The following is a 24474-nucleotide window of genomic DNA, read 5'->3' on the forward strand; positions in this document are numbered from 1 at the left end:
AAGAGCTGCTTGCGTTTTTTACGTCATGCTGAACAGCAACGCGGCAACTTGCGCTCGGGTGATGGGCTCGGTGGGGTGGATACCGCCGTCGGCGTAGCCGGAGAGCGCGCCGATCGCGCAGAGCGTGTTGATGTGCCCGCGCGCCCAGTCCGCGATGGCGTCGCTGTCGGTGAAGCTCCACTCCGGCGCGGCGTAGCCCAGCTCAAGGAGACGGCCGAGCATCGTCAGCGCCTCCTGACGGCTGATGGTCGCGGTGGGGAGGAAGCAGAGCCGGCCGTAGCCGTCGTAGCTGCCCTTCGTTACGCCGAGGGCATACATGGCGCGCACGCCGTCCTTCGCCCAGTCGGCGATGCTGCCGCTGTCGGCAAAGGGCAGCTCAACGGAGGAGGTGTCCTGCGTGGGCGCGAGCCAGCGGCGGAGCAGCACGGCAAATTCCTGACGGGTGATGGGGCTGTCGGGATTGAAATTCCCGAGATCGTCGCCGGTGGTGACGCCGCTCGCCTTCAGGAAGCTCACGGGGGCGTTGGCCCAGTGGCCGTCCGTATCGGGGAAGGCGGCGGACAGCTCCGACGGGGTGATGCTTATGCCGGCACGGGCGAGGTTGCCGCTCGCGTCGCCGGCGATGACGGCGATGCGGTGCGCCTTGCCGTCCGCGGCGGGCAGCGCGGCGTGGAGCGCGCCGGTCTGGTGGTCGTAGGTGTAGCTGAGCGCCTTGCCGTCGAGCGTTACGCGCAGCGTGGCGAGCGAGCCGCCGTCCACGGCGTCAAAGACCTTGCCGGTCAGGGCCGTGCCGTCCTCGGAGAGGGAGACGGTGATCTCCGGCGCAGCGGTATCACTCATGCCCTCACGGGCCGCGACGAGCTGATCGAGGTACAGCGTACCGGTCAGAGCCGACGGCAGGCGCAGGGCGAAGCCGGTGACGATCTTCGCCTTGCCCGGGAGGGTAAAGGCGAGCTGCTGCCAGCCGGTGAAGTCGATCACGGCGGCGTTCGTTTCGCCCGCATCGGTCGTGAGGGCGAGCGTCTCGCGCTGTCCATCGCCGTAGACCCAGAGCGTCACGCGGTCATAGCCGGAGGGGACAGAGTAGGTCCGCTCCACGCTCAGAAGGAGCTCCTCCGCAGTCTCGGGGGCGTGCCCGGTGGTATAGTCCCAACGCGCGGAGGCGGCGCCGAAGCGGACGAAGCTCTTGTCGGTATTTTGGGTAAGGACGGTCTGCTCGCCCTCGAAGCCGTCGAGCAGGACCAGAGGATCGGAGGTGACGTAAACGGGGATGGTGCGCGTGGTCTCGCCCGCGCGGACGGTCAGGCTGCCGTAGGCGGCATGGCCGGCGGCGGTAAAGACGCCGTTTTCATCGACCGTGCCGACGCCGCCCTCGGTGGTCCAGATGAAGCAGGAGTTCTGCGCGAGCAGGGAGAGGTGGTTTTGATAGGCCTGTGCGGTCAGCTCGACGCTTGCGCCGGGGGAGACGCGCAGCTCGGTGAGCGTGCCGCTCTTGCCGAGACGGATCTCGTCCGGCGTCTCGATCACGCGGAGCTCGGCGGTGGTGTACTTGCCGCCGACCTTTGCGCCGACGGTCACGGTGCCGGCGGTTTTCGGCGCGGTCAGGACCGTATTGCCCAGCTCGTCGGTCCGCACGCTGCCGCGGTCGCTCGCGATGGAGACCTCCTTATCCATGGGAAGGTAGTTCGTGTCGATGGCGGAGGCGCGGAGCAGGACCTGCGCGCCCGCGAGCATGCGGTCGCTCTCCGTGCGCAGCGCGATGTGGTCGAGCGTGCCGCTCGGCTCATTCGACGCGACAAGGAAGATATGGTTCGTCACGGCGCGCAGGCTGCCCTCGGAGGGGGTGTTGTAGACGCTGGCATTGCCGTCCTCCGGCAGCGTGACGCACAGAGTCGTCGAGCCGCCGCCGTCCAGGCTCAGCGCGGTCACGCAGCCGAGCTCGATCATGCGCTGCGCGACCTGCGTCAGGCTCGCGCCGATGGAGTAGCCCTTCCGGCGGCCGTCGATGGTGTAGAGCACAAGGCTGCCGTCGGCCTTTTGACCGATGGCGGTGCGCGGCGCGGCGCCGGCCGCAAGCCCCTTACAGACCTCGCCGTTCTCCACGAGCTGGTAGAGCGCGCCGATCATGTAGTCCACGTCGTTCCAGCCCTCGTCCGCCGCGCGGACGGTGACGGTCAGCGTGTCGCCGACCGCGAGCGCGCGCAGCAGAGCGAGGTTCTCCTCGCCGGAGAGGAGGTTCGCCGTCAGGACGTATTTGCCCTCGCTCACGGCGGTGTCGGTGGCCTCGGGCAGGATCTCGTCCACGGTGAGCGTCAGCGTTTCGCCGATGCTCAGGCGGCCGTCGACCGCCGAGCAGACCACGTCATAGCCCGCGGCGTTGGTGCCGGTGGAGCGGCGGGCGTTGAAATCGTAGGTGTAGAGGTAGATGCCGCCGTAGGAGTAGCGCACCTGATTGACGGCGGCGAGGGAAAAGGACGTGTTGGCGCTCTCGACCTGCATCGCCAGCGCCGGAGCGCCGAGGATGGCTGTGCCGTCCGCGCGGAAGCCGACGGCATAGTTGCTCGCGGAGGCGACGCGCAGCACGCCATCGGTCATCACCGTGCCGAGCGGCGCGCCGTTGAGCGTATCGTAGTAGTCGCCGTTGATGCCCGCGACCACGCGCAGGCCCTGCTCCTCCAGACGCTTGGCGGCGGCGGAAACGGTGCTCGTCGCGGTGGTGTAATCGCCGTAGGTGACGATGGGCGTCACGCTCGTGTTCGGCGTGTAGACGACGTAGTTTTCCTGCCGCAGGTCGGAGAAGGTGTTGCTCCAGAACGTGCCCTCGCCGAGCTCGGCGCCGCGGTTGAGCGTCGTTGAGCGCAGGTCAAGGTCGTCGCCCAGCGCTTCGGAGGCGAGCGCCGTCGGCGCGAGCGTCAGCAGCAGGGTGAGGGATAAGAGAAAGGCGGTGCATTTGCGGGACAGTGCTTTCATAATGATCTCCTTTTGAAATACGGCACATACCTGTTTTTGCTATGCTTTTGCACAGCGAAAGTTGACATAACGTTACTATACCATAACGGCCCTTAAAAGTAAAGACGAAGAAAGGCGGAAAAAAGTTCCGTCAAAGCTCCATTGTTTCCAAAAGATCGACAAGGATGGCGTTGGAGACCAGAAAGCCGCGGGGCGTGAGGGTATAAAAGCCGCCGGAAAGATGGGCGAGGCCGTGGGCTTCACAATTCCGGAGAATGCGCCGCGCGGCTTCCGGCAGCGTATGCGCGGCGACGCCGCGGGTCGTGCGGAGCGCGAGCATGACGCGCTCGGTCTCCCGCTCACGCGCCGAGGGCGCGGAGCGCTCGGAATAGACGGTGTGTCCCGCAAGGTAGGCGTCGAGATCGCGCGCGAGCGCAAAGCGCTCGCCGCCGAAGTCACTGTGCGCGCCGGGACCGAAGCCGAGGTACTCCGAGAGCGCCCAGTAGCGGCTGTTGTGGCGGGATTCCCGTCCCGAGCGGCAGAAATTGGAAATTTCATACTGCTCATAGCCATGCTGCGCCAAGAAATCGACGGCGTAGAGGTACATATCCGCCTGTGCGTCGTCATCGGGCAGCGTGAAGCGCTCGTGCCGCGCGGAGAGCGGCGTGCCCTCCTCGACCTTCAGCCCGTAGCAGGAAAGATGCTCGGGCGCGAGCGCGAGCGCGGCGTCGAGGTTTGCCTGCCAGCGCGTCATCGTCTGCCCGGGCAGACCGTAGATGAGGTCGAGACTCAAATTGTCAAAGCCCGCGGCGCGAGCATTCTCCACCGCGCGGACGGTCTGCGCGTGCGTGTGGACGCGCCCGATGCGCCGCAGCTCCGCGTCGTCCGCGGACTGCATCCCGAGCGAGAGGCGGTCGAAGCCTGCATCGTGCAGCTGCCGCAGGGCGGAAATATCCTGCGCGCTGTCGGGGTTGGCCTCGAGCGTGATCTCCGCGCCGGGGGCGACGCGGCAGCTTTGAAAAACCGCGTCCAGAAGGCGGCACAGGCGGTCGGGGCCGAGATAGCTCGGTGTGCCGCCGCCGAAGTAAACGGTGTCTACGGTGCAGTCCGCCGTGCGCTCCCGCCACGCGGCGAGCTGCGCGGTCAGCGCGGAGACGTAAGCGTCCATCTGTCCCTCGGCGCGCGGCAGGGAGTAGAAGTCGCAGTAAATGCACTTCGCCTTGCAGAACGGAATGTGGATGTAAAGCCCAAGTGAGCGCATGGTATCACCTCGCGTCCATTGTAGCCGATTTTGCGGGGAAAGGCAACGATGGATAAAAATACTCCCGCTGGAAATGCTATGCCAAAAGGAGTGATCTTATGGATATGTCACCGCAGGAATATCAGGCGTATATCAAGGAAAGGGCGCCGAAGTCGCCCATCTGGAAGGATACGGCGCTCGCCTTTCTGATCGGCGGCGCGATCTGCGTGCTCGGTCAGCTCATTTTGGACGGCTACAGGTCCCTCGGGCTCGACAAGACCGACGCGGGTACCGCGACCTCCGTCACGCTCATCTTTTTAGCGGCGCTGACCACGGGGCTGAACCTGTATAATTCCCTTGCCCGCTTCGCGGGGGCGGGCACGCTCGTGCCGATCACGGGCTTTGCCAACTCCGTCGTCTCGCCCGCCATCGACTTCAAGGCCGAGGGCATCATCACCGGCATGGCGGCAAAGATGTTCGTCATCGCGGGGCCGGTGATCGTGTTCGGCACGCTCGCGAGCGTGGTGTACGGCGCGGTGCTGATGCTGCTGGGATAGGAAAAAGCGCGGCGGGGCCGCGCTTTTCTCTTGCGCCGCGCCGCACGATATTCTATAATAGTGTCATCGAATCGAACAACGGAGGATGGCACGATGTACGAAAACGGGAAGATCTACATGGGACTTGCGGACGGCGCGCGCGTGGAGCTTGCGCTCAATATGTGCAACCGCCACGGCCTGATCGCGGGTGCGAGCGGCACGGGCAAGACCATCACGATGAAAGTGATGGCCGAAAGCTTTTCCGACGCGGGCGTGCCGGTGTTCCTGTGCGACGTCAAGGGCGACGTCGCGGGCATCTGCGCCCCCGGCGTGAGCAGCGAGGGCATGGAAAGGCGCATCGACCGCTTCGGTCTGCGCGGCAGCTTTGCCTACAAGGGCTATCCCACGACCTTCTGGGACATTTATCAGACCGGCGGCCACGCCGTCCGCGCGACGGTGAGCGACATGGGGCCTGAGCTTTTGTCCCGCATCCTCAGCCTCACGCCCGCGCAGGAGGGCATCCTGCACATCGTGTTCCGCATCGCGGATGACAAGGGGCTGCTGCTCCTCGATCTCAAGGACCTGCGCGCCATGCTGAACTACGTCAGTGAGCACCGCGCGGAGTACATGATGACCTACGGCAACATCACGCCGCAGTCCGTCGCGGCGATCCTGCGCGCGCTGCTGCCGATCGAGCAGCAGGGCGGCGACCTCTTCTTCGGCGAGCCGCCGCTCGACATCTATGACTGGATGCGCACCGACGCGGACGGCCGCGGCATGGTCAACGTGCTCGACTGCGTGAAGCTGGTGCAGAACCCGACGCTCTACGCGAGCTTCCTTTTGTGGATGCTCTCGGAGCTGTTTGAGAGCCTGCCCGAGGCGGGCGATCTGGAAAAGCCCAAGCTGGTGTTCTTCTTCGACGAGGCGCACACGCTCTTCCGCGACGCGCCGGCGGTCCTCGTGCAGAAGATCGAGCAGACCGTCAAGCTCATCCGCTCGAAGGGCGTGGGCGTATTCTTCGTGACGCAGAGCCCGAGCGACATTCCCGACGCGGTGCTCGCGCAGCTCTCCAACCGCGTGCAGCACGCGCTGCGCGCCTATACGCCCGCCGAGCTGAAGGCGGTGCGCGTCGCGGCGCAGGCGTTCCGCGCCAATCCCGCCTTCCGCGCGGAGGACGCCATCATGGAGCTTGGCGTCGGCGAGGCGCTGACCTCGTTTTTAGATGAACAGGGCGTGCCGACCATCGTGCAGCGCACGAAGATCGTCTGCCCGCAGAGCCTCATGGGTGCGCCCGAGCCAATGGCGCGCATGAAGGCCATGCTGCATGACGGCATGGAGAAGTACGACGACGCGGCGGATAATCTCTCCGCCTACGAGGTGCTGACCGAGCAGGCTGACGCCGCGGCGCTGCAAAAGCAGCGCGAGGAGGAGCGTCTTGCGCAGGAGAAGGCTGCGGCGGAGGCGGAGAAGCAGCGCGCCAAGGAGGAGGCCGCCGAGGAAAAGCGCCGCCAGAAGTTAGAGGACGAGGAGCGCAGGCGCGCGCAGAAGTTAGAGGATGAGGAGCGCCGCCGCGCACAAAAGCTGGAGGACGAGGCGCGCCGGAGGGCGGAGAAGGCCGCCGAGGCCGAGCAGAAGAAGCTGGAAAAGCAGCGCGAGCGCGAAGCCGCCGCGGCGAAGAAAAAGGCCGAACGGCTCCAGTCCAAGATCGAGACGCAGCTCATCTCGGCGGGCGGGCAGATCCTCAAGCGCGGGCTTCTGGGCATTTTGAAACGGTAAATAGAGAGAAAAGGCGTGCCGGACGGCACGCCTTTCCTTTGTGCGGTTTACTTGTTTGCCATGCGGTAGACGGCGAGGATGCCGTCGTAATCGAGCGGGCAGAACTTGCCGACAACGCGGGTGTGAAAGAAGGTGCAGCGCTCGGCAAGCTCGCGCAGCTGCTCCTCGCTGAGCACGCCGATGCCGAGCTCGGTGAAGGTGGTCGGCATATCAATGGAGCGGAAAAACTCCTCGGTCGTGTCGATGGCGCGGAGGGCAAGGTCGCGGTCGCTCTCACCGCCCTTGCGGGTAAGGCGCCAAACGGCCTCGCCGTAGTGCGCGAAGCGCGCGGGATCGGTGTCCACCACATAGCGCGCCCATTGCGGCCACATGACCGAGAGCGTCGCGCCGTGCGCGGCGTCGAACATACCGGAAAGCTCGTGACCGAACTGGTGCACGGAGAAGTCCTTCACGCCGCCGAGGCCCGTGAGGTTGTTGTGCGAGAGGGAGCCGGCCCACATGATCTCGCTCATGGCGTCATAATTGTGACTGTCCTGCATGGCGACGCGGCCCGCGTCGATCACCGTGCGCAGCAGGCCCTCAGCGATCTCGTCGGTCATGCGGTTGGAGGGATGGCCGGGGTTGAAATAGCGCTCAAGCGTGTGCATCATGATGTCCACCACGCCGCAGCCGACCTGATAGCGCGGGAGCGTATAGGTCAGCTCGGGGTCCATGATGGCGAAGAGCGGGCGCTGGAGGTCGGTGTTCAGTCCGCGCTTGAGCGTCGTCTCATCGTTCGTGAGCACGGCGCTGTCGCTCGTCTCGCTGCCGGCGGCGGAGATGGTCAGCACCGCGCCGAGCTTGCTCGTTTTGGTGAGCGCTGCCTTCTTGCTCCAGAAATCCCAGATGTCCGTTTCGGGGTTGGCGACGCCGTGGGCGATGGCCTTGGACGTGTCCATCACGCTGCCGCCGCCGACGCCGAGAATGAAGTCCGCGCCGAACGCGAGCGCCTTCTGCACGCCCTCGCGCGCGTGGGACAGGCGCGGGTTGGGCTGCACGCCGCCGAAGCTCATGTGCTCAAGCCCCGCGTCGGTGAGCGTTTGCTCAATGCGCGCGATAAGCCCGCTCTTCACGGCGCTGTGGCCGCCGTAGACGATAAAGACCTTCGTGCCGCCGAAGTGCTTGACCGCCTCGCCGACGCGGGCCTCCGCGCCCTTGCCGAAATAGATCTTAGTCGGGCAGTAAAATTCAAATGCCTGCATGGAATGGGTCCTCCTTGCCTGTGTGCGGAATGGAGCGCACACGGATTTTCTGCGCCTATGGTAGCACACCTGCGCGCACATTGCAAGAGGTCGAAGGGGAGAGAAAAAGCGCATTTTTTGCGTGATTTTGTGTTGACATAATGAATGTGGATAACTCTGTGGAAACTGTGAATAACCCTGATTTTACAAGAAATTTACAGGTTGACGCTCGATTATTTTTTGACCGATACAAAAACGATTTGAGAATGCTGCGCGAGTTTTTAACAAGCGCGGAGCGCGGCGCGGGAGCGCATCAAAACACTTGCTATTGTGGGACGGAGCGGCTATAATATACAAGGAATAGTATCCTATGGAAACGGAGAAGACAAATGGCAAAGGCAGGAAAGAATTACGGCAACGAGAGCATTTCCTTACTCGAGGGCGCGGAGCGCGTGCGCAAGCGTCCGGGCGTTATTTTCGGCTCGGACGGACTGGACGGCTGCGAGCACGCGGTGTTCGAGATCCTCTCGAACTCCATCGACGAGGCGCGCGAGGGGCACGGCAAGGTCATCACGCTCACGCATTACACCGACGGCAGCATCGAGGTGGAGGACAACGGGCGCGGCTGCCCCGTGGACTGGAACCCCAAGGAAAAGCGCTACAACTGGGAGCTCGTGTACTGTGAGCTCTACGCCGGCGGCAAGTACAACAATCTCGACGGCGACAACTACGAATATTCCCTCGGCCTCAACGGCCTCGGCGCCTGCGCGACGCAGTACGCCTCGCGCTATATGGATGTGACCGTCTGGCGCGACGGGAACAAATATTCCCTGCACTTTGAGCGCGGGCAGATCACCGGCAAAAAGGGAGAGGAGCTGAAGATCGAGCCGACCGACCGCGGCAAGAGGACCGGCACGCTCACGCGCTGGCTGCCCGATCTCGACGTGTTTACCGACATCAACATCCCCGCGTCGTATTTTACCGACGTGCTGCGCCGTCAGGCGGTCGTCAACGCGGGCATCACGTTCCGCTTCCGCGACCAGGTGGGCGGCAAATTCGAGACGCAGGAGTTCCTCTACGAAAACGGCATCGTGGACTATGTGACCGAGCTGGCGGGCGAGGGCGCGCTGACCACGCCCGTTTTCTGGGAGACGGAGCGCCGCGGCCGCGACCGCGAGGATAAACCGGAGTACAAGGTCAAGCTCTCCTGCGCCTGCTGCTTCTCAAACCGCGTGAACGTCATCGAGCACTACCACAACTCCTCGTGGCTCGAGCACGGCGGCGCGCCGGAAAAGGCGACTAAGACGGCCTTCGTCTACGCCATCGACAAATATCTCAAGGACAGCGGCAAGTATCAGAAGAACGAGAGCAAGATCACCTGGCAGGACGTGGAGGACTGCCTCGTGCTGGTGTCCAACAACTTCTCCACGCAGACGAGCTACGAGAACCAGACGAAGAAGTCCATCACGAACAAATTCGTGCAGGAGGCCATGACGGACTTTCTCAAGTCCCGCCTGGAGACCTACTTCATCGAGAACCGCGTCGAGGCGCTCAAAATCGCCGAGCAGGTGCTCATCAACAAAAGAAGCCGCGAGAGCGCGGAAAAGCAGCGGCTGAACATCAAGAAAAAGCTCTCCGGCAATATCGACATTTCCAACCGCGTGCAGAAGTTCGTGGACTGCCGCACGCGCGACGTGTCCCGCCGCGAAATTTATATCGTTGAGGGCGACAGCGCTCTCGGCAGCGTCAAGCTCTCGCGCGACGCGGAGTTTCAGGGCATCATGCCCGTGCGCGGCAAGATTCTGAACTGCCTCAAGGCCGACTACGCCCGCATTTTCAAGAGCGAGATCATCACCGATCTTCTGAAGGTGCTCGGCTGCGGCGTGGAGGTGCAGGGCAAGGCGGTCAAGGAGCTCAACGCCTTCGACCTCAACAATCTACGCTGGAGCAAGGTCGTCATCTGCACCGATGCGGACGTGGACGGCTTCCAGATCCGCACGCTCATTCTGACGATGATCTACCGTCTCTGCCCCACGCTCATCCGCGAGGGGTACGTCTACATCGCGGAAACGCCGCTCTTTGAGATCAACTGCGGCGACAAGACGTGGTTCGCCTACTCCGACAAGGAGAAGAACGACATCGTGAAAACGCTTGAGGGCAAGCGCTATAAGGTCGACCGCTCCAAGGGCCTCGGCGAGAACGACCCGGAGATGATGTGGCTGACGACCATGAATCCGGAAACGCGCCGTCTCATCAAGGTCATGCCGGCCGACGCGGAGGCGACCTCGCAGGCGTTCGACCTGCTCCTCGGCGACAATTTGCAGGGGCGCAAGGATCACATTGCCGAAAACGGCTACAAGTATCTGGAACTGGCGGACATTTCGTAGGAGGGCGGAAAACGGGGCAAAGCCCTTGCAAAAGAGCGGCGTTTATGGTACGCTGAAAGAACAGGATACCCAATGGACCCACACAGGGAAGGAGAATGGAAAAATGAAAAAACTGATCGCTCTTCTGCTGGCGCTGATGTTGGCGCTGGCGCTGGCCGTCCCCGCAAGCGCGGCGGGCGAGGATATTGGCATCATCGGCGGAGCCGATGGCCCGACCTTTATCCTTGTCGGGGAGGACTTGGAGGCCGACACGGTGGACGGGAAGGACGTCGGCATCATCGGCAGCGCCGACAGCCCGACCTTTATCCTTGTCAGGGAGGACTCGGAGGCCGACGCGGAGGCTGCGAGGGCACAGCGTGAGGCTACCATCACGGCGCTCGGCGGCGTGGTCGGGCAAACCAACGTGCTGCTGAACGACAAATGCATCGCCTTTACGGATGCCGCGCCCGAGGCCAGAAATGGCCGCACGATGGTCCCGCTGCGCGCCACGTTGGAGGCGATGGGCGCACAGGTCGATTACGATCAGGCCACGCGCTCGGCTCTGGTCACCGGAGAAAAGGCGAGCTTTACCCACGTCATCGGCAGCGATGTTATCACGCTCTCCGACGGCACGGAGGTGAAGATGGACGTGGCGTCCTACGCGACGGCCTCGAACCGCACGATGGTGCCGGTTCGCTTCTTCTCGCAGGTACTCGGCTACGACGTTTTCTGGGACAATGATTACCGTATGGTCTTTCTGCTCGACGAGGAGACGTTCACAAAGAAGGTTGACAGCCGTCTCGCCATTCTCAACGGCTATCTGGCCGGAAATGCGAAGCGCTTTGACGCCTCCAAGAATTATAGGGAGGACGTGACGCTCTCCGGCACGGTCAAGGTCATCGACTCCATCAAGGGCGACCGCAGCTATCCGTATTCCGGCAAGGCGTCCATGCTGCTGGGCAAGGACAGTATGAGTATGCGCATGAGCGCTGACCTGAGCGGGCTTGCGGAGCTGCTCGAGGGACTTGCCGGAGAGAAGCTACCGGAGACCTACCGCGCAGCGCTCATCAAGCCGGAGCTGGAGGTCATCTACGGCGACAGACTCTATAATAAGTCCCCGCTCTTTGACGCATTGATGACGAAGGAGAGCGGCGCACAGACCGTCTCCGGCGCATGGTACGCGGCGGATGCCGCGATGAGCTTTGCCGATCTCCGGGCGTCGATGTACGGCAGCGGAGAGAGCTATACTGTCGGAGGTCTTCTCTACGCCTCGATGATGCAGGGCGAGGCGAACAGCTTCTTTACAAGCTGGAATAGCACGACGCAGCTGGCCTCTGCCGCGGCCGAGCTTCTCGGCGATGACACCTTTACGAAGTCCGGCAGCAGCTATAAGTGGCACTTCGGCAAGGCGGAGCTTGCGAAGCTGATAACGGAGATGTACGGCGAGGCTTATGCCGCGGAGGTCATGAAGGAGGAAAGCATCGAGGAGCTGGACATCGACCTGACGCTGCGCGACGACGGCGGTGTGGAGCTCAAGTACACAGCGTCGACGAGCGTCAATGAGGAAGCGGCGCTTCGCATCAACTACACGCTCGCCGGCAACAGCAGTCGTATGACCGCCAAGGGAACGGTGCAGGTGCGCAACGTCTGCGACGTGACCTTTGACGCGGCGGTCAGCGTCCGCACGACGAGCGAGAAGCCCCTCGTCGCCCCGCCCGCGGGCACAACGGTCATTGCGCTTCCCACGGCGGGACAGATCACAGCATAAAAGAAGAACAACAGCGAAGGCGCGCTCCCAGCGGGAGCGCGCCTTTTTTCTGTAAGGGTCATTTTGCGGTGGGGGACAGCATGGTGCAGCCGTCGGAAAAGAGACGAATGACGGCGAGCTGCATCCCGTCCGTTGTAAAGAGGAGCGCGCAGTCGAGCTGCGGGGACTGCGAGGTGAGCGTCGTGCCGCTCCCGGTGGAAAAGACCACGTCGCCCTCGCTCAGAAGTCGTACACGGGCGGCATACGGCAGGTCGGACATTTCAAAGGTAAAGGGGTAGGTGCTCTGTGTGCCGCTCCCATCGCTGCCGAGACCGAAGGTGCCCGTGCCGTCGGCGGCGAAGTGCAGCTCGGTGTAGTAGATCGTCCCGGAGGCTTCGGTCGGCGTCCAGTCATAGCCGGTGAGCAGATCGAGCGTTGGGCGCGTGAGGTACGCGGCGGCGTCCGGTACGGTGTAGCCGGAGAGGGGCAGAGCCTCGGCGAGACCGTCGAACGGCTCGCCCATACGCAGCGTACCACCCTGTACCCGCGCCGTGTCGGAGGAGGTGACGCTGCGCAGCACCAGGCTGCTCGAAGCGTAGGTGATGTCGGCGTAGCCGCAGGTGTAGGCCGCCGCGCCGTCGGCGCCCGCTTCCCAGGTGAAGCGGAGCAGCTGTCCGTCCTTTTCCCACCAGCCGACGCCGTCGGCGAAGTGGACGACCGTGCCGTTTTCATATTGCCAGCTCGTGTCGAGAAGCTCCGCTACATCGGCTTCGCTGGGTCCGCCGCTGCCGTCGGGAAGTGTGACGTCCGGCGGCGTGTCGGGCGTCGGGGCGGGACGGTCAGGGGCGAGGCTCCATGCGGCGGTCAGCAGCATGAGTCCCGCAGCGAGCAGGTATTTCATGCGGCTCCTGCCGCGGCGGGGCGGCTCCTCCCGTGTGCCGAGGGCGGGAAATTCCTCGGGCAGCGCCGCGGTCTCCGGCGGCGGGGAAAATTCCTCCGGCGCGGGCGTGAATTCCTGCGCCATGCTCAGCCCTCCGCCCGGTGGACGACGACCTGCGGGAACGGGATCTCAATGCCTGCGCGGTCGAAGCCGAGCTTCAGCTCGCGGTTGAGCAGACGCGGGGCCTTATAGATATCCTGCTCGCGCACGATGGCGGCGATGCGCAGCACCACGCCGCTGTCGGCGAGCTCCTGCACGCCGGAGTAAACGGGATCGTTGGGAAACACCTCGGGATACTTCGCGCGGATCTTCGGCAGCAGCTCGGCGAGCACCTTTTCCACGCGCTCGAGGTCCTCATTGTAGGAAACGGCGACGTCGGTCTTTGCCCAGCTCTGCGCGGCGGAGCGGTTGAGGATGTTGCGCAGGTCGGAGTTGTTGATGATCTTGATGTTGTCGCCTGCGTCGCGGATGTAGGTGGTGCGGATGCCGATCTGCTCGACTGTGCCGCGGAAGCCGCCGACCTCGATGATGTCGCCGACGTTGAACTGATTCTCAAAGACGAGGAAAACGCCCGTCACCACGTCGGCGACCAAACTCTCCGCGCCGAAGCCGATGACTAGCGCCAACACTCCGACGCTGGCGAAAATGGTGCTCACGCCCACGCCGAGAATGGACAGCCCCCAGAAAATGCCGATCAGCGCGGCAAAGTAGCTCACGGCGCTTTGCAGCAGCGTCACAGCAGAGCGCGCCTTGCCGCTGCGTGGATGGATGTGGGAGAGGATAAGGCCGGCGATGGCGGTGAGCAGGATGAGCAGCAGCACCATGGCGACGAGCTTGAAGAGCGTCGCCCAATTCAGCACGAGCACGGAGGCGATGCTGTCCACGTCGCCGAAGAGGCTGCGCCACACGCTGCCGATGGATTGCTTTGCTTCCGGCGACAGGAAGGGCAGCAGGGTCGGGTTCGTGACCACCAGAAAGGCGGCGAGCAGAATGGCGTAGAGCAGGATCTTTTTCGGCTGGGGACGGTTCTTTTTCTCGTTCATAAGCTTTCCTCCTTGCGCTGCCGGACGGTGCCGGCGTCTGACATTTCCATTATAGCGCAGCTCGGCTGCGTTTGCAATTCCCGCGTATTGAAAAAAGGCGCGCTCCCGCCGGGAGCGCGTTCCCTTTTTCTCTTTTGAGGGGCCTTATTCGATGCCGAGGACCTTGTAGTCCTTGTCCTCCACCGCTTTTTTGAGTGCGGCGTCGTCCACGGGGGACTGCAGCGTCACGACGGCGGTGCCGGCGGTGTGGCTGACCTCGGCGTCCACGACCTCAGGAATGGCCTCGAGCGCCTTTTTGACGGTCGCCTCACAGTGGGCGCACATCATGCCTTCGATCTTCATCGTCTTTTTCATGGGTTCCTTCTCCTTTTCCATTGTTGTTTTTTCTTCTGCCGGTGTTGTGTTTGCAGAGGCAGGCTTATTTCTGCGCTTGTGGTCGTGCTTTGGGTCGCGGAGCTTGAAGAGATTCAGCCGCAGGGCGTTGGATACCACGCAGAAGCTCGACAGGCTCATCGCCGCCGCGCCGAACATGGGGTTGAGCGTCAGCCCCAGCGGGACGAACACGCCCGCGGCCAGCGGGATGCCGAGCGTGTTGTAGAAAAACGCCCAAAAGAGGTTCTGGTGGATGTTGCGCAGCGTCGCGCGGCTCAGACGGATGGCGGCGGGCACGTCGCTCAGGCGGCTCTTCATCAGCACCACGTCTGCCGCGTCGAGCGCGACGTCCGCGCCCGCGCCGATGGCGATGCCCACGTCCGCGCGGGTGAGCGCGGGAGCGTCGTTGATGCCGTCGCCGACCATGGCGACCTTGCCGCGCTCGCGCAGGCGGCGGATCTCCGCTTCCTTGCCGTCGGGCAGTACGCCGGCGATCACGCGGTCCACACCCGCGGCGGCGCCGATGGCGCGCGCCGTGCGCTCGTTGTCACCTGTAAGCATGACGACCTCGATGCCCATATTCCGCAGCTCGCGCACGGCCTGCGGGCTGTCGGGTTTGATGACGTCCGCCACGGCGATGACGCCGAGGAGTCTGCCGTTTTCGCTGAACAGCAGCGGCGTTTTGCCGTCCTCCGCAAGCGCCTCGCAGCGCTCGCGCATGGCGGGGGAGACCTCCGATGCGGTGGAAACGTAGGCGAGACTGCCGCCGCAGAGCGTCTGCCCGTTCCGCACGGCGGTCAGCCCGCTGCCAGAGAGCGCCCGGAAGTCCGTGACCTCATCCGCGGTCAGGCCGTCGGCTTGCGCCCTGGCGAGGATCGCGCGGGCGAGCGGATGCTCGCTTTTCTGCTCGAGCGCAAGCGCCGCGCGAAGCAGCTCTGCTTCGCTTACACCGTCTGCGGGAAGAAGCTCGGTGACCTGCGGCTCGCCCGCAGTGATGGTGCCGGTCTTGTCCAGCACGACGATGTCCACGCGGCCCGTCTCCTCCAGCGACGCGGCGGTTTTGAACAGAATGCCGTTCTTCGCGCCCAGTCCGCTGCCGACCATGATGGCGACGGGCGTGGCGAGCCCCAGCGCGCAGGGACAGCTGATGACGAGCACGGAAATGCCGCGCGCGAGGGCGAAGCCGACGCTCTGACCGAGCAGCAGCCACACGGCGGTCGTCACCGCCGCGATGGCAATGACGGCCGGCACGAATACGCCGGAGACCCTGTCCGCGATCTTTGCGATGGGGGCCTTGGTCGCGGCGGCATCGCTGACCATCTGAATGATCTGCGAAAGCGTGGTGTCCTCGCCGACGCGCGTGGCGCGGCAGCGCAGGAAGCCGGACTGGTTGACCGTTGCGGCGGAGACCGTGTCGCCCGCGGCCTTGTCCACCGGCAGGCTCTCGCCCGTCAGCGCCGCCTCGTTGACGGCGCTTGCGCCGTCAAGCACCACGCCGTCCACGGGGATGCTCTCGCCCGGGCGGACCACGAAGATGTCATCCTTCTGCACCTGCTCGATGGGGACCTCAAGCTCCCTACCGTCGCGTTCGACCGTCGCGGTCTGCGGCGCGAGCTTCATCAGGCCCTTGAGCGCGTCGGTCGTGCGGCCCTTGGAGCGCGCCTCGAGCATCTTGCCGACGGTGATGAGCGTGAGGATCATGGCGGCGGACTCGAAATAGAAGTCCATCATGTAGGCCATCACGGCCTCTGTGTCGCCGCGCACCTGTGCGCCGGTCATGGCGAAGAGGGCGTAGGTGCTGTAGCCGAAGGCTGCCGTCGCGCCGAGGGCGACGAGCGTATCCATGTTCGGCGCGCGGCGCCACAGACTCTGGAAGCCGCTGATGAAGAATTTCTGGTTGATGACCATGATGGCGACCGTTAAAAGCAGCTGGGTCAGGCCCATCGCCACATGGTTGTCCGTGTAGAACGCGGGCAGCGGCCAGCCCCACATCATGTGTCCCATCGAAAAATACATCAGCACGAGCAGGAAACCGAGCGACCAGAACAGCCGGCGCTTCAGCTTCGGCGTTTCGTGATCCTCCAGCGCGGCCTCCGCCTCGGCGGCGCTCGGCGCGGCTTTGCTCGCGCCCTTTAAGGACGCGCCGTAGCCCGCCGCCTGCACGGCGGTGATGATGTCCTGCGGTGCGGCGGCGCCCTCCACGCCCATCGAGTTCGTCAGCAGGCTTACCGAGCAGGACGTGACGCCCGGGACCCTGCTCACCGCCTTTTCGACCCGGGCCGAGCAGGCGGCGCAGCTCATGCCGGTCACATTGTATTGTGTCATTGCGTGTTCCTCGGTTCTGTGAAATTGCGGTTAGGTTGTGCGGTTTTCACTCATTTCATGAGCTTTTGAAGCGTCGTCACCAGCTCGTCGATCGTCTCGTCCCTGCCGGCGCGGATATCCTCCGCTACGCAGGTGCGGATGTGCGCGGCAAGCAGCTCCTTGTTGAAGGCGTTGACCGCCGCGTTGACCGCCGCGGCCTGCACTAAAATGTCGGGACAGTACGCGCCGGACTCCACCATGCTGCGGATGCCGCGGATTTGCCCCTCGATGCGGTTGAGCCGGTGAATGAGCTTTTTGTACTCCTCCGGCGAGCGCTCCTTTTTGCGCTGCGAGCAGCGGCAGCATTCCGATCGGTCCATATACCGTGCCTCCCTGATAGCGATATACCCCTTGGGGGTATCTGCACTATATACCCCTATGGGGTATTTGTCAAGGGGAAAAAAGAGAAAAGGTCTCAGGACCCTTTCTCTTCTTTTTTGCCAATGATGGTCGCGGTGGCGCGCACGCGGCGCAGATCGAAGTCCCGCACGTTCCAGCGCTCGATGAGGTCGCTGATCTGCCCCTCGGCCTCGGCGACCTCCTCCTCGAACGCGCGGGCGGAGATGCGCAGCGCGCCGTGACCGAGGATGATGACCTGCTCCATGTTGTCCGACGTGGCGACGCGGACGCGGTGGTTTTTGCCGAGGTCGTAGGTCGCGCGCTCGATGTAGCTGTCGGCGGTCTGCGCCTCCTTGGTGTAGACGATGTAGATGCCGTTTTTCTTTTCCATCGAGCCGGGATTGCCCTTGACCTTGTAAGCGTCGAAGACCAGAATGATCTCGCACCTGCGCCAGCCGCGGTAGTTGGCAAGGATGTCCGCGAGCGCCTCGCGCGCGGCGGCGACGTCCTGCGCAGCGAGCTTTTTGAGCGCGTCCCACGCGAAGATGATGTTGTAGCCGTCCACGAGCAGATACTCGGGACCGGTCTTCTGATTTTTGATGTTATAGCGCGTCTCGTCGAGCGCGGTGCGCGCGGGCGCGCGCTTGGGCTCGAACGCGCGGCGCTCGACCTTGCCGTAGGTGCTCTCGAAGATGGCGAGCAGCTCCTTGTCCTCGGCGGCGGAGCCGGAGGACGCGCGGCTGCGTGTCGGCATGGGTTCGGCGGCTTCGGCGGGGTGCTCCTGCAGAACGCAGGGGACGTGCGCGCGGGCCTTGACCTCGTTCCACGGAACGTAGACACCTGCGCCGTGCTCGCAGAACACCGAGCCGGTGGGGTTTTCCGCGTCGCGCTCGGGATCGTAGCCGATGGCGGCGATGACGCTCTCCGCGTCCGCGCAGGGCTCGTAGCCGCGCAGGGTGCAGCTCAGACGTCCGCGTCCGCGGGTGTAGGCCGCGACCTCACGCGCGTAGCTGCGCAGTCCCTTGACCGGCGCGAAGCCGGTGAGCACCGTTTCTCCGCCGACCGTTTCCGGTGCGTCCGCCGAGCCGCCCATCGCGGCAAGGTCGGTCATCGCGCGGCCCACGCACTCCGGCGGCAGCTCGAGACGGAAATCATAGAACGGCTCGAGCAGCACGCTCTCGGACTGCATCAGACCCTGCCGCACGGCGCGGTAGGTCGCCTGCCGGAAATCGCCGCCCTCGGTGTGCTTGAGGTGCGCGCGGCCCGCAAGGAGCGTCATTTTTACGTCGGTCAGCGCGCTGCCCGTCAGCACGCCGGGATGCGCGCGCTCGGCAAGGTGCGTGAGAATGAGACGCTGCCAGTTGAGGTCCAGCTCGTCCGTCGGACAGGCGGAGGCAAGCTGAACACCGCTCCCGCGCGGGGCGGGCTCGAGCAGCAGATGCACCTCGGCGTAGTGGCGCAGCGGCTCAAAGTGCCCCACGCCCTCGACGGTGTTGGCAATGGTCTCCTTGTAAACAATACCGCCCTCGCCGAACGTGACGGAGAGGCCGAAGCGGTCGGATATGAGCCGCTGCAAAATTTCCAGCTGCACCTCGCCCATCAGCTCGGCGTGCAGCTCGCCGGACGCTTCCTCCCACACGATGCGGAGCATCGGGTCCTCGTCCTCCAGCTCGCGCAGCTTCGGGAGGACGGTGTGCGCGTCTGTGCCGCCGGGCAGGAGGATGCGGTAGGTCAAAACGCTTTGCAGCACCGGCTTTTCGCCGTCCGCCTCCGCCCCGAGCCCCTGCCCGGGATAGGTGTCCGCAAGGCCCGTGACGGCCACGACCTCGCCCGCGCCCGCCGCGTCGAGCGGACGGAACTTTGCGCCGGAGTAAAGCCGGAGCTGGTCGGCCTTGCCGCAGGGAAGCTGCGTTTTTGCCCGCAGCGTCCCGCCGGTGACCTTCAGGTGCGTGAGCCGTGTGCCCTGCGCGTCGCGGGAGATCTTAAAGACGCGCGCGCCGAAGTCCGCGCCGCGCGCCGGCTCGCGCGTGAAGCGCGTGAGCAGCTGCAAAAACTCCGCCACGCCCTCATTTTTGAGCGCGGAGCCGAAGCAGCAGGGGAAAATTTTCCGCGCGGAGATCAAAGCGGCGAGCGTGTCGTCCGAAAGCGCGCCGCGCTCCAGCAGCTCCTCGAGAGCCGCTTCGTCGGTCAGCGCGGCGTGCTCGTCGCGCTCGTTCGGCTCCGCGCCGAGATCGACGCACGCGCCGAAGCTCTTTTGCAGATCCGTCAGCAGCGCCGCGCGGTCCGCGCCCGCAAGGTCCATCTTGTTGATGAAGAGGAACGTCGGTACGCCGTAGCACTCCAGCAGCCGCCAGAGCGTGCGGGTGTGGCCCTGCACGCCGTCCGTGCCGCTGATGACAAGGATCGCGTAGTCGAGCACCTGCAGGGTGCGCTCCGCTTCGGCGGAGAAATCGACGTGGCCCGGCGTATCGAGCAGCGTGATGTGCGTGCCGCCGCAGTCGAGCACCGCCTGCTTGGCAAAGATGGTGATGCCGCGCTCGCGTTCGAGCGCTTCGGTGTCCAGAAAGGCGTCGCCGTGATCGACGCGGCCGAGCGTGCGCAGCGCGCCCGCGGCATATAAAAGGCCCTCGGAGAGGGTCGTTTTGCCCGCGTCGACATGGGCGAGTATCCCGATGGTGAGTTTTTTCATGGCCTGTCCTCTGAAAAAGCGCCGCGGCGCGGCGCATCCGTTTTTCTCTACGATACCATGCTTTTGCGCCCGCGTCAAATGGAAAAGGGCTGCCGGCGGCAGCCCTTTCGCTCACAGCTTTTATGATCTTCCGTAAATGCGCGTCATTTCGCGGATCTGCCCGGCGAGCTTTTTGCTCGCCTCACCCGGGAGCATACGCCACTCCCAGTTGCCGCGGCTCGTGCCGGGGATGTTCATGCGGTGGCCCGCGCCGAGTTCGAGCCAGTCCTGCATCTGCGCGACAAAGAGCTTTGCCACCGAGCTCATGCCGCCGCGGATGATGCCGCGGTTGAAGCCCTCTCGGTCGTTGAGCCCAAGGTACTGCACGGCGAAGGCAATATCCGCCTTATCCGCCTCCGTGCGCCAGAGGGCGAGGGGCGCGTTGTCGTGCGTGCCGGTGTAGCAGATGCAGTTCTCCCCGTAGCTGTGCGGCAGATAGCTGCTCGTGTCGCGCGAGTCGAAGGCGAATTCCAGCACCTTCATGCCGGGCAGACGCGAGTCGGCAAGCAGCTGCGTGACCTCCGGCGTGGGATAGCCGAGATCCTCGGCGATGAACTCGATGTCGTGGAACCAGCCGGTCAGCACACCGACGAGCGCCATGCCGGGGCCCTTGACCCAGCGGCCGTTTTTCGCGGTCGTCTCGCCATAGGGCACGGCCCAGTAGCTCTCGAAGCCGCGGAAGTGGTCGATGCGGATGACGTCGTAGAGCTTCGCCGCCCCGCCGATGCGGCGGATCCACCACTCAAAGCCGTCCTTCTGCATGGCCTCGTAGTCGTAGAGCGGGTTGCCCCAGAGCTGACCGTCGGCGCTGAAGTAGTCCGGCGGCACGCCGGAGACCTCGACGGGCACGTTTCGCTCGTCGAGCTGGAATTTCTCCGGCTCGCTCCACACGTCAGAGGAGTCCATCGCCACATAGATGGGGATGTCGCCGATGATGCGGATGCCGAGACCGTTGATGTAGCTCTTGAGCGCACTCCACTGCCGGAAGAAGAGAAACTGAATGTAGGTGAACAGCTCCACATCCCCGCGCAACTCCGCGCGGTAGCGCTCGAGCGCGTCGGCCCGGTGCAGCCGCGCGCCTTCGTCGGGCCATTCGGTCCAGGACTTCATGCCGAAATGCCGCTTGAGCGCCATGAAGAGCGCGTAGTCCGGCAGCCAGCGGCTGTTTTCCGATTCGAAGGCGGCGACCGCCTCGCGGTCGCGCTCCCAGCCGCGCGCCTTGGCCCTTTCGAGCAGCGCGAAGCGGCTCTCGTAAATTTTGCCGTAGTCGACGTAGCGCGGCTCCGAGCCCCACGCGCAGGAGGTGACCTCCTTGCGCGTGAGCAGCTTATCCTTGATGAGCAGATCGAGGTCGATGAAGTACGGGTTGCCCGCAAAGGTCGAAAAGCTCTGATACGGCGAGTCGCCGTAGCTTGTGGGGCCGAGCGGCAGAAGCTGCCAGTAGCCCTGTCCCGCCGCGTGGAGAAAATCGGCAAAGTCATACGCCGCCTTGCCGAACGTGCCGATGCCGTAGGGCGAGGGGAGCGAGGAGATCGGCATCAGAATGCCGGAGGAACGATTCATGTGAGATCAGCCTTTCACGGCGCCGGCCGCGACGCCCTTGATGATGTATTTCTGGCAGCAGAGGTAGAAGATGATGACGGGGACAATGCTCAGGAAGATGAGCGCCATCGTCGCGCCGAGATCGACCGTGCCGTAGCTGCCCTTGAGGTACTGGATATGGATGGGAATGGTCTTGTACTTGGTGCTGTCGAGCACGAGATAGGGGAGCAGATAGTCGTTCCACACCCACATGATCTCGAGGATGCCGACGGAGATCATCGTAGGCCGCAGCATCGGGAACACGACGGAGAAATAGGTGCGCAGCGGACCGCAGCCGTCAATGGCGGCGGCCTCCTCGATCTCCAGCGGGATGGACTTCACGAAGCCCACGAACATGAAGATGGCAAGCCCCGCGCCGAAGCCGAGGTAGATGATGGGAATGGTCCACGGCGTATTGAGCGCGACCTTTTCGAGGCTGCCGCTCGCAAAGTTAAAGTAGGGTATCTTCACGCGGTCGGCGGTCTTGGAGAGGGTGAACATGACCATCTGGAACGGCACGACCATGGAAAAGACGCAGAGGTAATAGACGCCGCGGCAGAGCTTGCTGTCCACGCGGGCGATGTACCACGCGGCCATCGAGGTGCACAGCAATATCAGCGCCGTGGAGACAAGCGTGATGAAAAGGCTGTAAAACGCGGACTTCCAGAAGGGATAGTTGCCGAAGGTGACGCCCTTGATGTAGTTCGCCCAGCCGGCAAAGCTCTCGGCGGTGGGCAGGGCAAAGGTCTCGGTCTTGACATAGGTGTTGAGCTTGAAGGAGTTGACTACCACAGCCAGCACCGGCAGGATGTAGAGGATGCAGATGAAGGCCAGCACGACCGAAAGAATGGTCTTGCGGCGGCGTTCGGCGGAAAGGGAACCGTTCATTACTGCTGCACCTCCTTTTTGCGTGTAGCGCGGAGCTGGATCAAACCGATGGCGGCGACGAGCAGGAAGAACAAAACGGCCTTGGCCTGTGCGGTGCCGCGGGAGTTGACGTTCTGCCCGTAGAACGTGTTGTAGATGTTCAGCGCCAGCATCTCGGTCGTCTTGATGGCTGAGCCGTCGGACTGGATGATGTAGGGCTGACCGCCCGTGAGGGCGAGGTTCTGGTCGAAGAGCTTGAAGCTGTTCGTCAGCGTGAGGAAGGTGCAGATGGTGATGGAGGGCATCACGTTCGGGATGGTGACCTTCCAGAGCGTCTGCCAGCGGTTTGCGCCGTCGATCTTCGCGGCCTCGAGCATATCCTCGGGCACAGCCTGCAAGCCGGCAATGTAAATGATCATCATATAGCCGACCTGCTGCCAGCACATGAGGATGATGAGGCCCCAGAAGCCGTATTTCGTCTCCAGCAGGATCGACGTGCTGTAGCGCGAGAGGATGCCGTCGAAGATCATCGACCACACATAGCCCAGCACGATGCCGCCGATGAGGTTCGGCATGAAGAACACCGTGCGGAAGAGATTGCTCCCCTTGATGCCCTGTGTGAGGGCATAGGCCACGGCGAAGGCCAGCACGTTGATGAACACGAGCGAGACGAGCGCAAAGAGCGCCGTGTACCAGAACGAATGGACAAAGCTCGCGTCGTTCAGCGCCTTGATGTAGTTGCCGAAGCCGATGAACTGCGCGTCCGAGGTCGTCTTGAATTTGCAGAACGAGAGGTACACGCCCTTGCAGAACGGATAGACGAAGCCAATGGCGAAGGCGCAGAGCATGGGACCCATGAACAGCGGGGCCCACCGCCGGATCGGGCGGCGGACGAGCGAACTGTTGACGGCTGCTGCGTCGTGTTTACGCTTCAATTCGATCACTCCCATCAAGATAGATTGACTGAGCACGGCGCGGGCCTCTTGCGGCCTCTGCCGTGGTAGAAGAAGAGGACGGGCGAAGGCCCGCCCTCTTCACAAGAATTGTAGGTTTTGCGGTATGGAGACGCTTAGCCGTTGGCGGCAGCGTACTGCACGGCCCAGCCGTCCACGAACGCGGTCTTGACCTGCTCCCAGTTGGCGTCGGTGGGATCGTTGTCATACTGGTTCATCGCGGCGACGATGGCTTCACGGTAGGCGTCGACGTTGGGCTGGAAGTTGGTGACCCAAGGCATGACGTAGTTGCCCTCGGCGGCATAGGCGTTGGCGTCGGCCAGGAAGCCGCAGGTGGACTCGGCAGCCTGCTTGTAGGGCATGACGGCGAATTCATCGACGAGCATACGGGAGACCTCAGCGTCGGTGACGAGCCAATACATGAAGTCGAGCGTTGCCTGAATGTCCTCGGCGGAGGCCTTGGCGTTCACGGCCCAGCAGTTCTCGGTGCCGCAGTTCAGACCGGCCTTCTCCTCACCGGCAACGCCGCAGTAGAAGGGGATCATGGAGAGGTTGTCAAGACCGTACTGACCCTCGCCGGTGCCGGTCAGAGCCGCCCACTCCCAGGAGCCGTTCTGATAGAACACAGCCTGCTCCTTGCCGAACTCGGCCTGAGCGTCATAGCCGCCGGCAGCGAGAGTGGAGGGAGCGACCGCACTGTTGTTGATGTAGAGATCCCAGAGGTTCTTGAAGTTCTGCATGTAGGTGCCCTTGATGCTCGGGGGGCAGACCTTCCAGGCATCGGGATCGTCCACGGACTCATAGTAATACTCGAGGTTGGCGAGGTGGCCGGTGAAGCGCCAGCTGGAGTCGCCGCTCATGGAGGAGGAGGTGAAGGCGTCGAAGCCCAGCTCGGCGGCGCGGGAGTGGATGTCCTCCGCAACGGCCTTGAGGGTCTCAAAGTTGGTGATGTCGCTGAGCTGATAGCCGGCCTTCGCCAGCAGATCCTCGTTGACGATGATGCCGTAGCACTCATAGCAGTAGCCGATGGAGCAGAGCTTGCCGTCGGCGTCGTAGAGGTTGTAGGCGTCGGTGGTCAGCTCACCCGCGATGGGGGTGCCGGTCAGGTCGTAGCAGTAGTCGCCCCAGGTGTCCACGGCGGCCTGGTTGCCGACGACGAACATCGTGGGAGGCGCTTCCTTATCCATCGCGGCGGTCAGGGTCTCGTTGTAGGTGCCGGACGCGGCGGTCTGGATGGTGACGGGCACACCGGTCTTTTCGGTGTACATGGCGGCGACCTTCTGCAGGGTGCCGTCCGCCTCGGGCTTGAAGTTCAGCCAGAACACACGGCCGGTGGCCTCGGTGGCGTCACCGTCGTCGGAGGGCTCCTCGGCCGTCTTGTTGCCGCAGGCAACGAGGCTGAGAGCCATAACAAGTGCCAGGACAAGCGCAAGATACTTCTTCATGTTTCATT

General features: G+C 63.7%; 16 protein-coding genes. 4 read left to right on the top strand and 12 right to left on the bottom strand.

Translation table 11 applies throughout. From position 1 onward, the window contains the following. Positions 1–18: 18 nt before the first annotated feature. Both KQI17_RS05015 and hemW read right to left on the bottom strand, forming a co-directional pair. Positions 19–2970, bottom strand: a complete 2952-nt coding sequence (locus tag KQI17_RS05015) for a phosphodiester glycosidase family protein (RefSeq protein ID WP_216495096.1) — start codon at positions 2968–2970, stop codon at positions 19–21. Positions 2971–3100: 130 nt separating this feature from the next. Continuing rightward, positions 3101–4210 (bottom strand): radical SAM family heme chaperone HemW, encoded by a 1110-nt coding sequence (gene hemW, locus KQI17_RS05020; RefSeq protein ID WP_216495097.1) that lies wholly within the window; start codon positions 4208–4210, stop codon positions 3101–3103. A gap of 98 nt (positions 4211–4308) precedes the next feature. Between hemW and spoVAC the strand changes: the two genes are divergently transcribed. Together spoVAC and KQI17_RS05030 are read left to right on the top strand one after the other, a co-directional pair. Continuing rightward, positions 4309–4746 carry a stage V sporulation protein AC gene (gene spoVAC / locus KQI17_RS05025; protein ID WP_216495098.1) on the top strand — a complete coding sequence of 146 codons (438 nt, stop codon included), beginning with the start codon at positions 4309–4311 and terminating at the stop codon, positions 4744–4746. A gap of 93 nt (positions 4747–4839) precedes the next feature. Further along, positions 4840–6501 carry a helicase HerA-like domain-containing protein gene (locus KQI17_RS05030; protein ID WP_216495099.1) on the top strand — a complete coding sequence of 554 codons (1662 nt, stop codon included), beginning with the start codon at positions 4840–4842 and terminating at the stop codon, positions 6499–6501. Positions 6502–6548: 47 nt separating this feature from the next. Here the strand turns inward: KQI17_RS05030 and KQI17_RS05035 are convergent, their stop codons facing one another. Further along, positions 6549–7742, bottom strand: coding sequence for an iron-containing alcohol dehydrogenase (locus KQI17_RS05035; protein WP_216495100.1), 1194 nt, complete (start codon positions 7740–7742; stop codon positions 6549–6551). Positions 7743–8110: 368 nt separating this feature from the next. Between KQI17_RS05035 and KQI17_RS05040 the strand changes: the two genes are divergently transcribed. Beyond that, entirely contained in the window at positions 8111–10108 is a 1998-nt protein-coding gene (locus KQI17_RS05040) for a type IIA DNA topoisomerase subunit B (protein ID WP_216495101.1), read from the top strand. Between the two features lie 103 nt (positions 10109–10211). After that, entirely contained in the window at positions 10212–11855 is a 1644-nt protein-coding gene (locus KQI17_RS05045; RefSeq protein WP_216495102.1) for a copper amine oxidase N-terminal domain-containing protein, read from the top strand. A 58-nt stretch (positions 11856–11913) separates the two neighbouring features. Here KQI17_RS05045 and KQI17_RS05050 read toward each other — a convergent pair whose 3' ends face one another. From KQI17_RS05050 to KQI17_RS05090, 9 genes are all read right to left on the bottom strand, one after another. After that, positions 11914–12858, bottom strand: coding sequence for a hypothetical protein (locus KQI17_RS05050; RefSeq protein ID WP_216495103.1), 945 nt, complete (start codon positions 12856–12858; stop codon positions 11914–11916). Positions 12859–12860: 2 nt separating this feature from the next. After that, positions 12861–13817 carry a mechanosensitive ion channel family protein gene (locus tag KQI17_RS05055; RefSeq protein ID WP_253285692.1) on the bottom strand — a complete coding sequence of 319 codons (957 nt, stop codon included), beginning with the start codon at positions 13815–13817 and terminating at the stop codon, positions 12861–12863. 144 nt (positions 13818–13961) lie between these two features. After that, positions 13962–16514, bottom strand: a complete 2553-nt coding sequence (locus KQI17_RS05060) for a heavy metal translocating P-type ATPase (RefSeq protein WP_216495104.1) — start codon at positions 16512–16514, stop codon at positions 13962–13964. A 50-nt stretch (positions 16515–16564) separates the two neighbouring features. Next, complete coding sequence (locus KQI17_RS05065) at positions 16565–16873, bottom strand: metal-sensing transcriptional repressor (protein ID WP_022017789.1); 309 nt, start codon at positions 16871–16873, stop codon at positions 16565–16567. Positions 16874–16968: 95 nt separating this feature from the next. Beyond that, the gene (locus tag KQI17_RS05070) at positions 16969–19581 is read right to left on the bottom strand and encodes a translation factor GTPase family protein (RefSeq protein WP_216495105.1); all 2613 of its coding nucleotides are present in this window, start codon (positions 19579–19581) and stop codon (positions 16969–16971) included. A 120-nt stretch (positions 19582–19701) separates the two neighbouring features. Next, on the bottom strand, positions 19702–21183 hold the full coding sequence (gene malQ, locus KQI17_RS05075) for a 4-alpha-glucanotransferase (protein ID WP_216495106.1): 1482 nt from the start codon (positions 21181–21183) through the stop codon (positions 19702–19704). A 6-nt stretch (positions 21184–21189) separates the two neighbouring features. Continuing rightward, the gene (locus KQI17_RS05080; RefSeq protein ID WP_216495107.1) at positions 21190–22089 is read right to left on the bottom strand and encodes a carbohydrate ABC transporter permease; all 900 of its coding nucleotides are present in this window, start codon (positions 22087–22089) and stop codon (positions 21190–21192) included. After that, entirely contained in the window at positions 22089–22925 is an 837-nt protein-coding gene (locus tag KQI17_RS05085; protein WP_371821960.1) for a carbohydrate ABC transporter permease, read from the bottom strand. The genes KQI17_RS05080 and KQI17_RS05085 overlap by 1 nt, the downstream gene beginning before the upstream one ends. A 212-nt stretch (positions 22926–23137) precedes the next feature. Beyond that, positions 23138–24466, bottom strand: a complete 1329-nt coding sequence (locus KQI17_RS05090) for an ABC transporter substrate-binding protein (RefSeq protein WP_216495108.1) — start codon at positions 24464–24466, stop codon at positions 23138–23140. Positions 24467–24474: the final 8 nt, after the last annotated feature.

Source organism: Oscillibacter sp. MSJ-31, from assembly GCF_018918025.1.
Classification (GTDB): Bacteria; Bacillota; Clostridia; order Oscillospirales; family Oscillospiraceae; genus Hominicoprocola.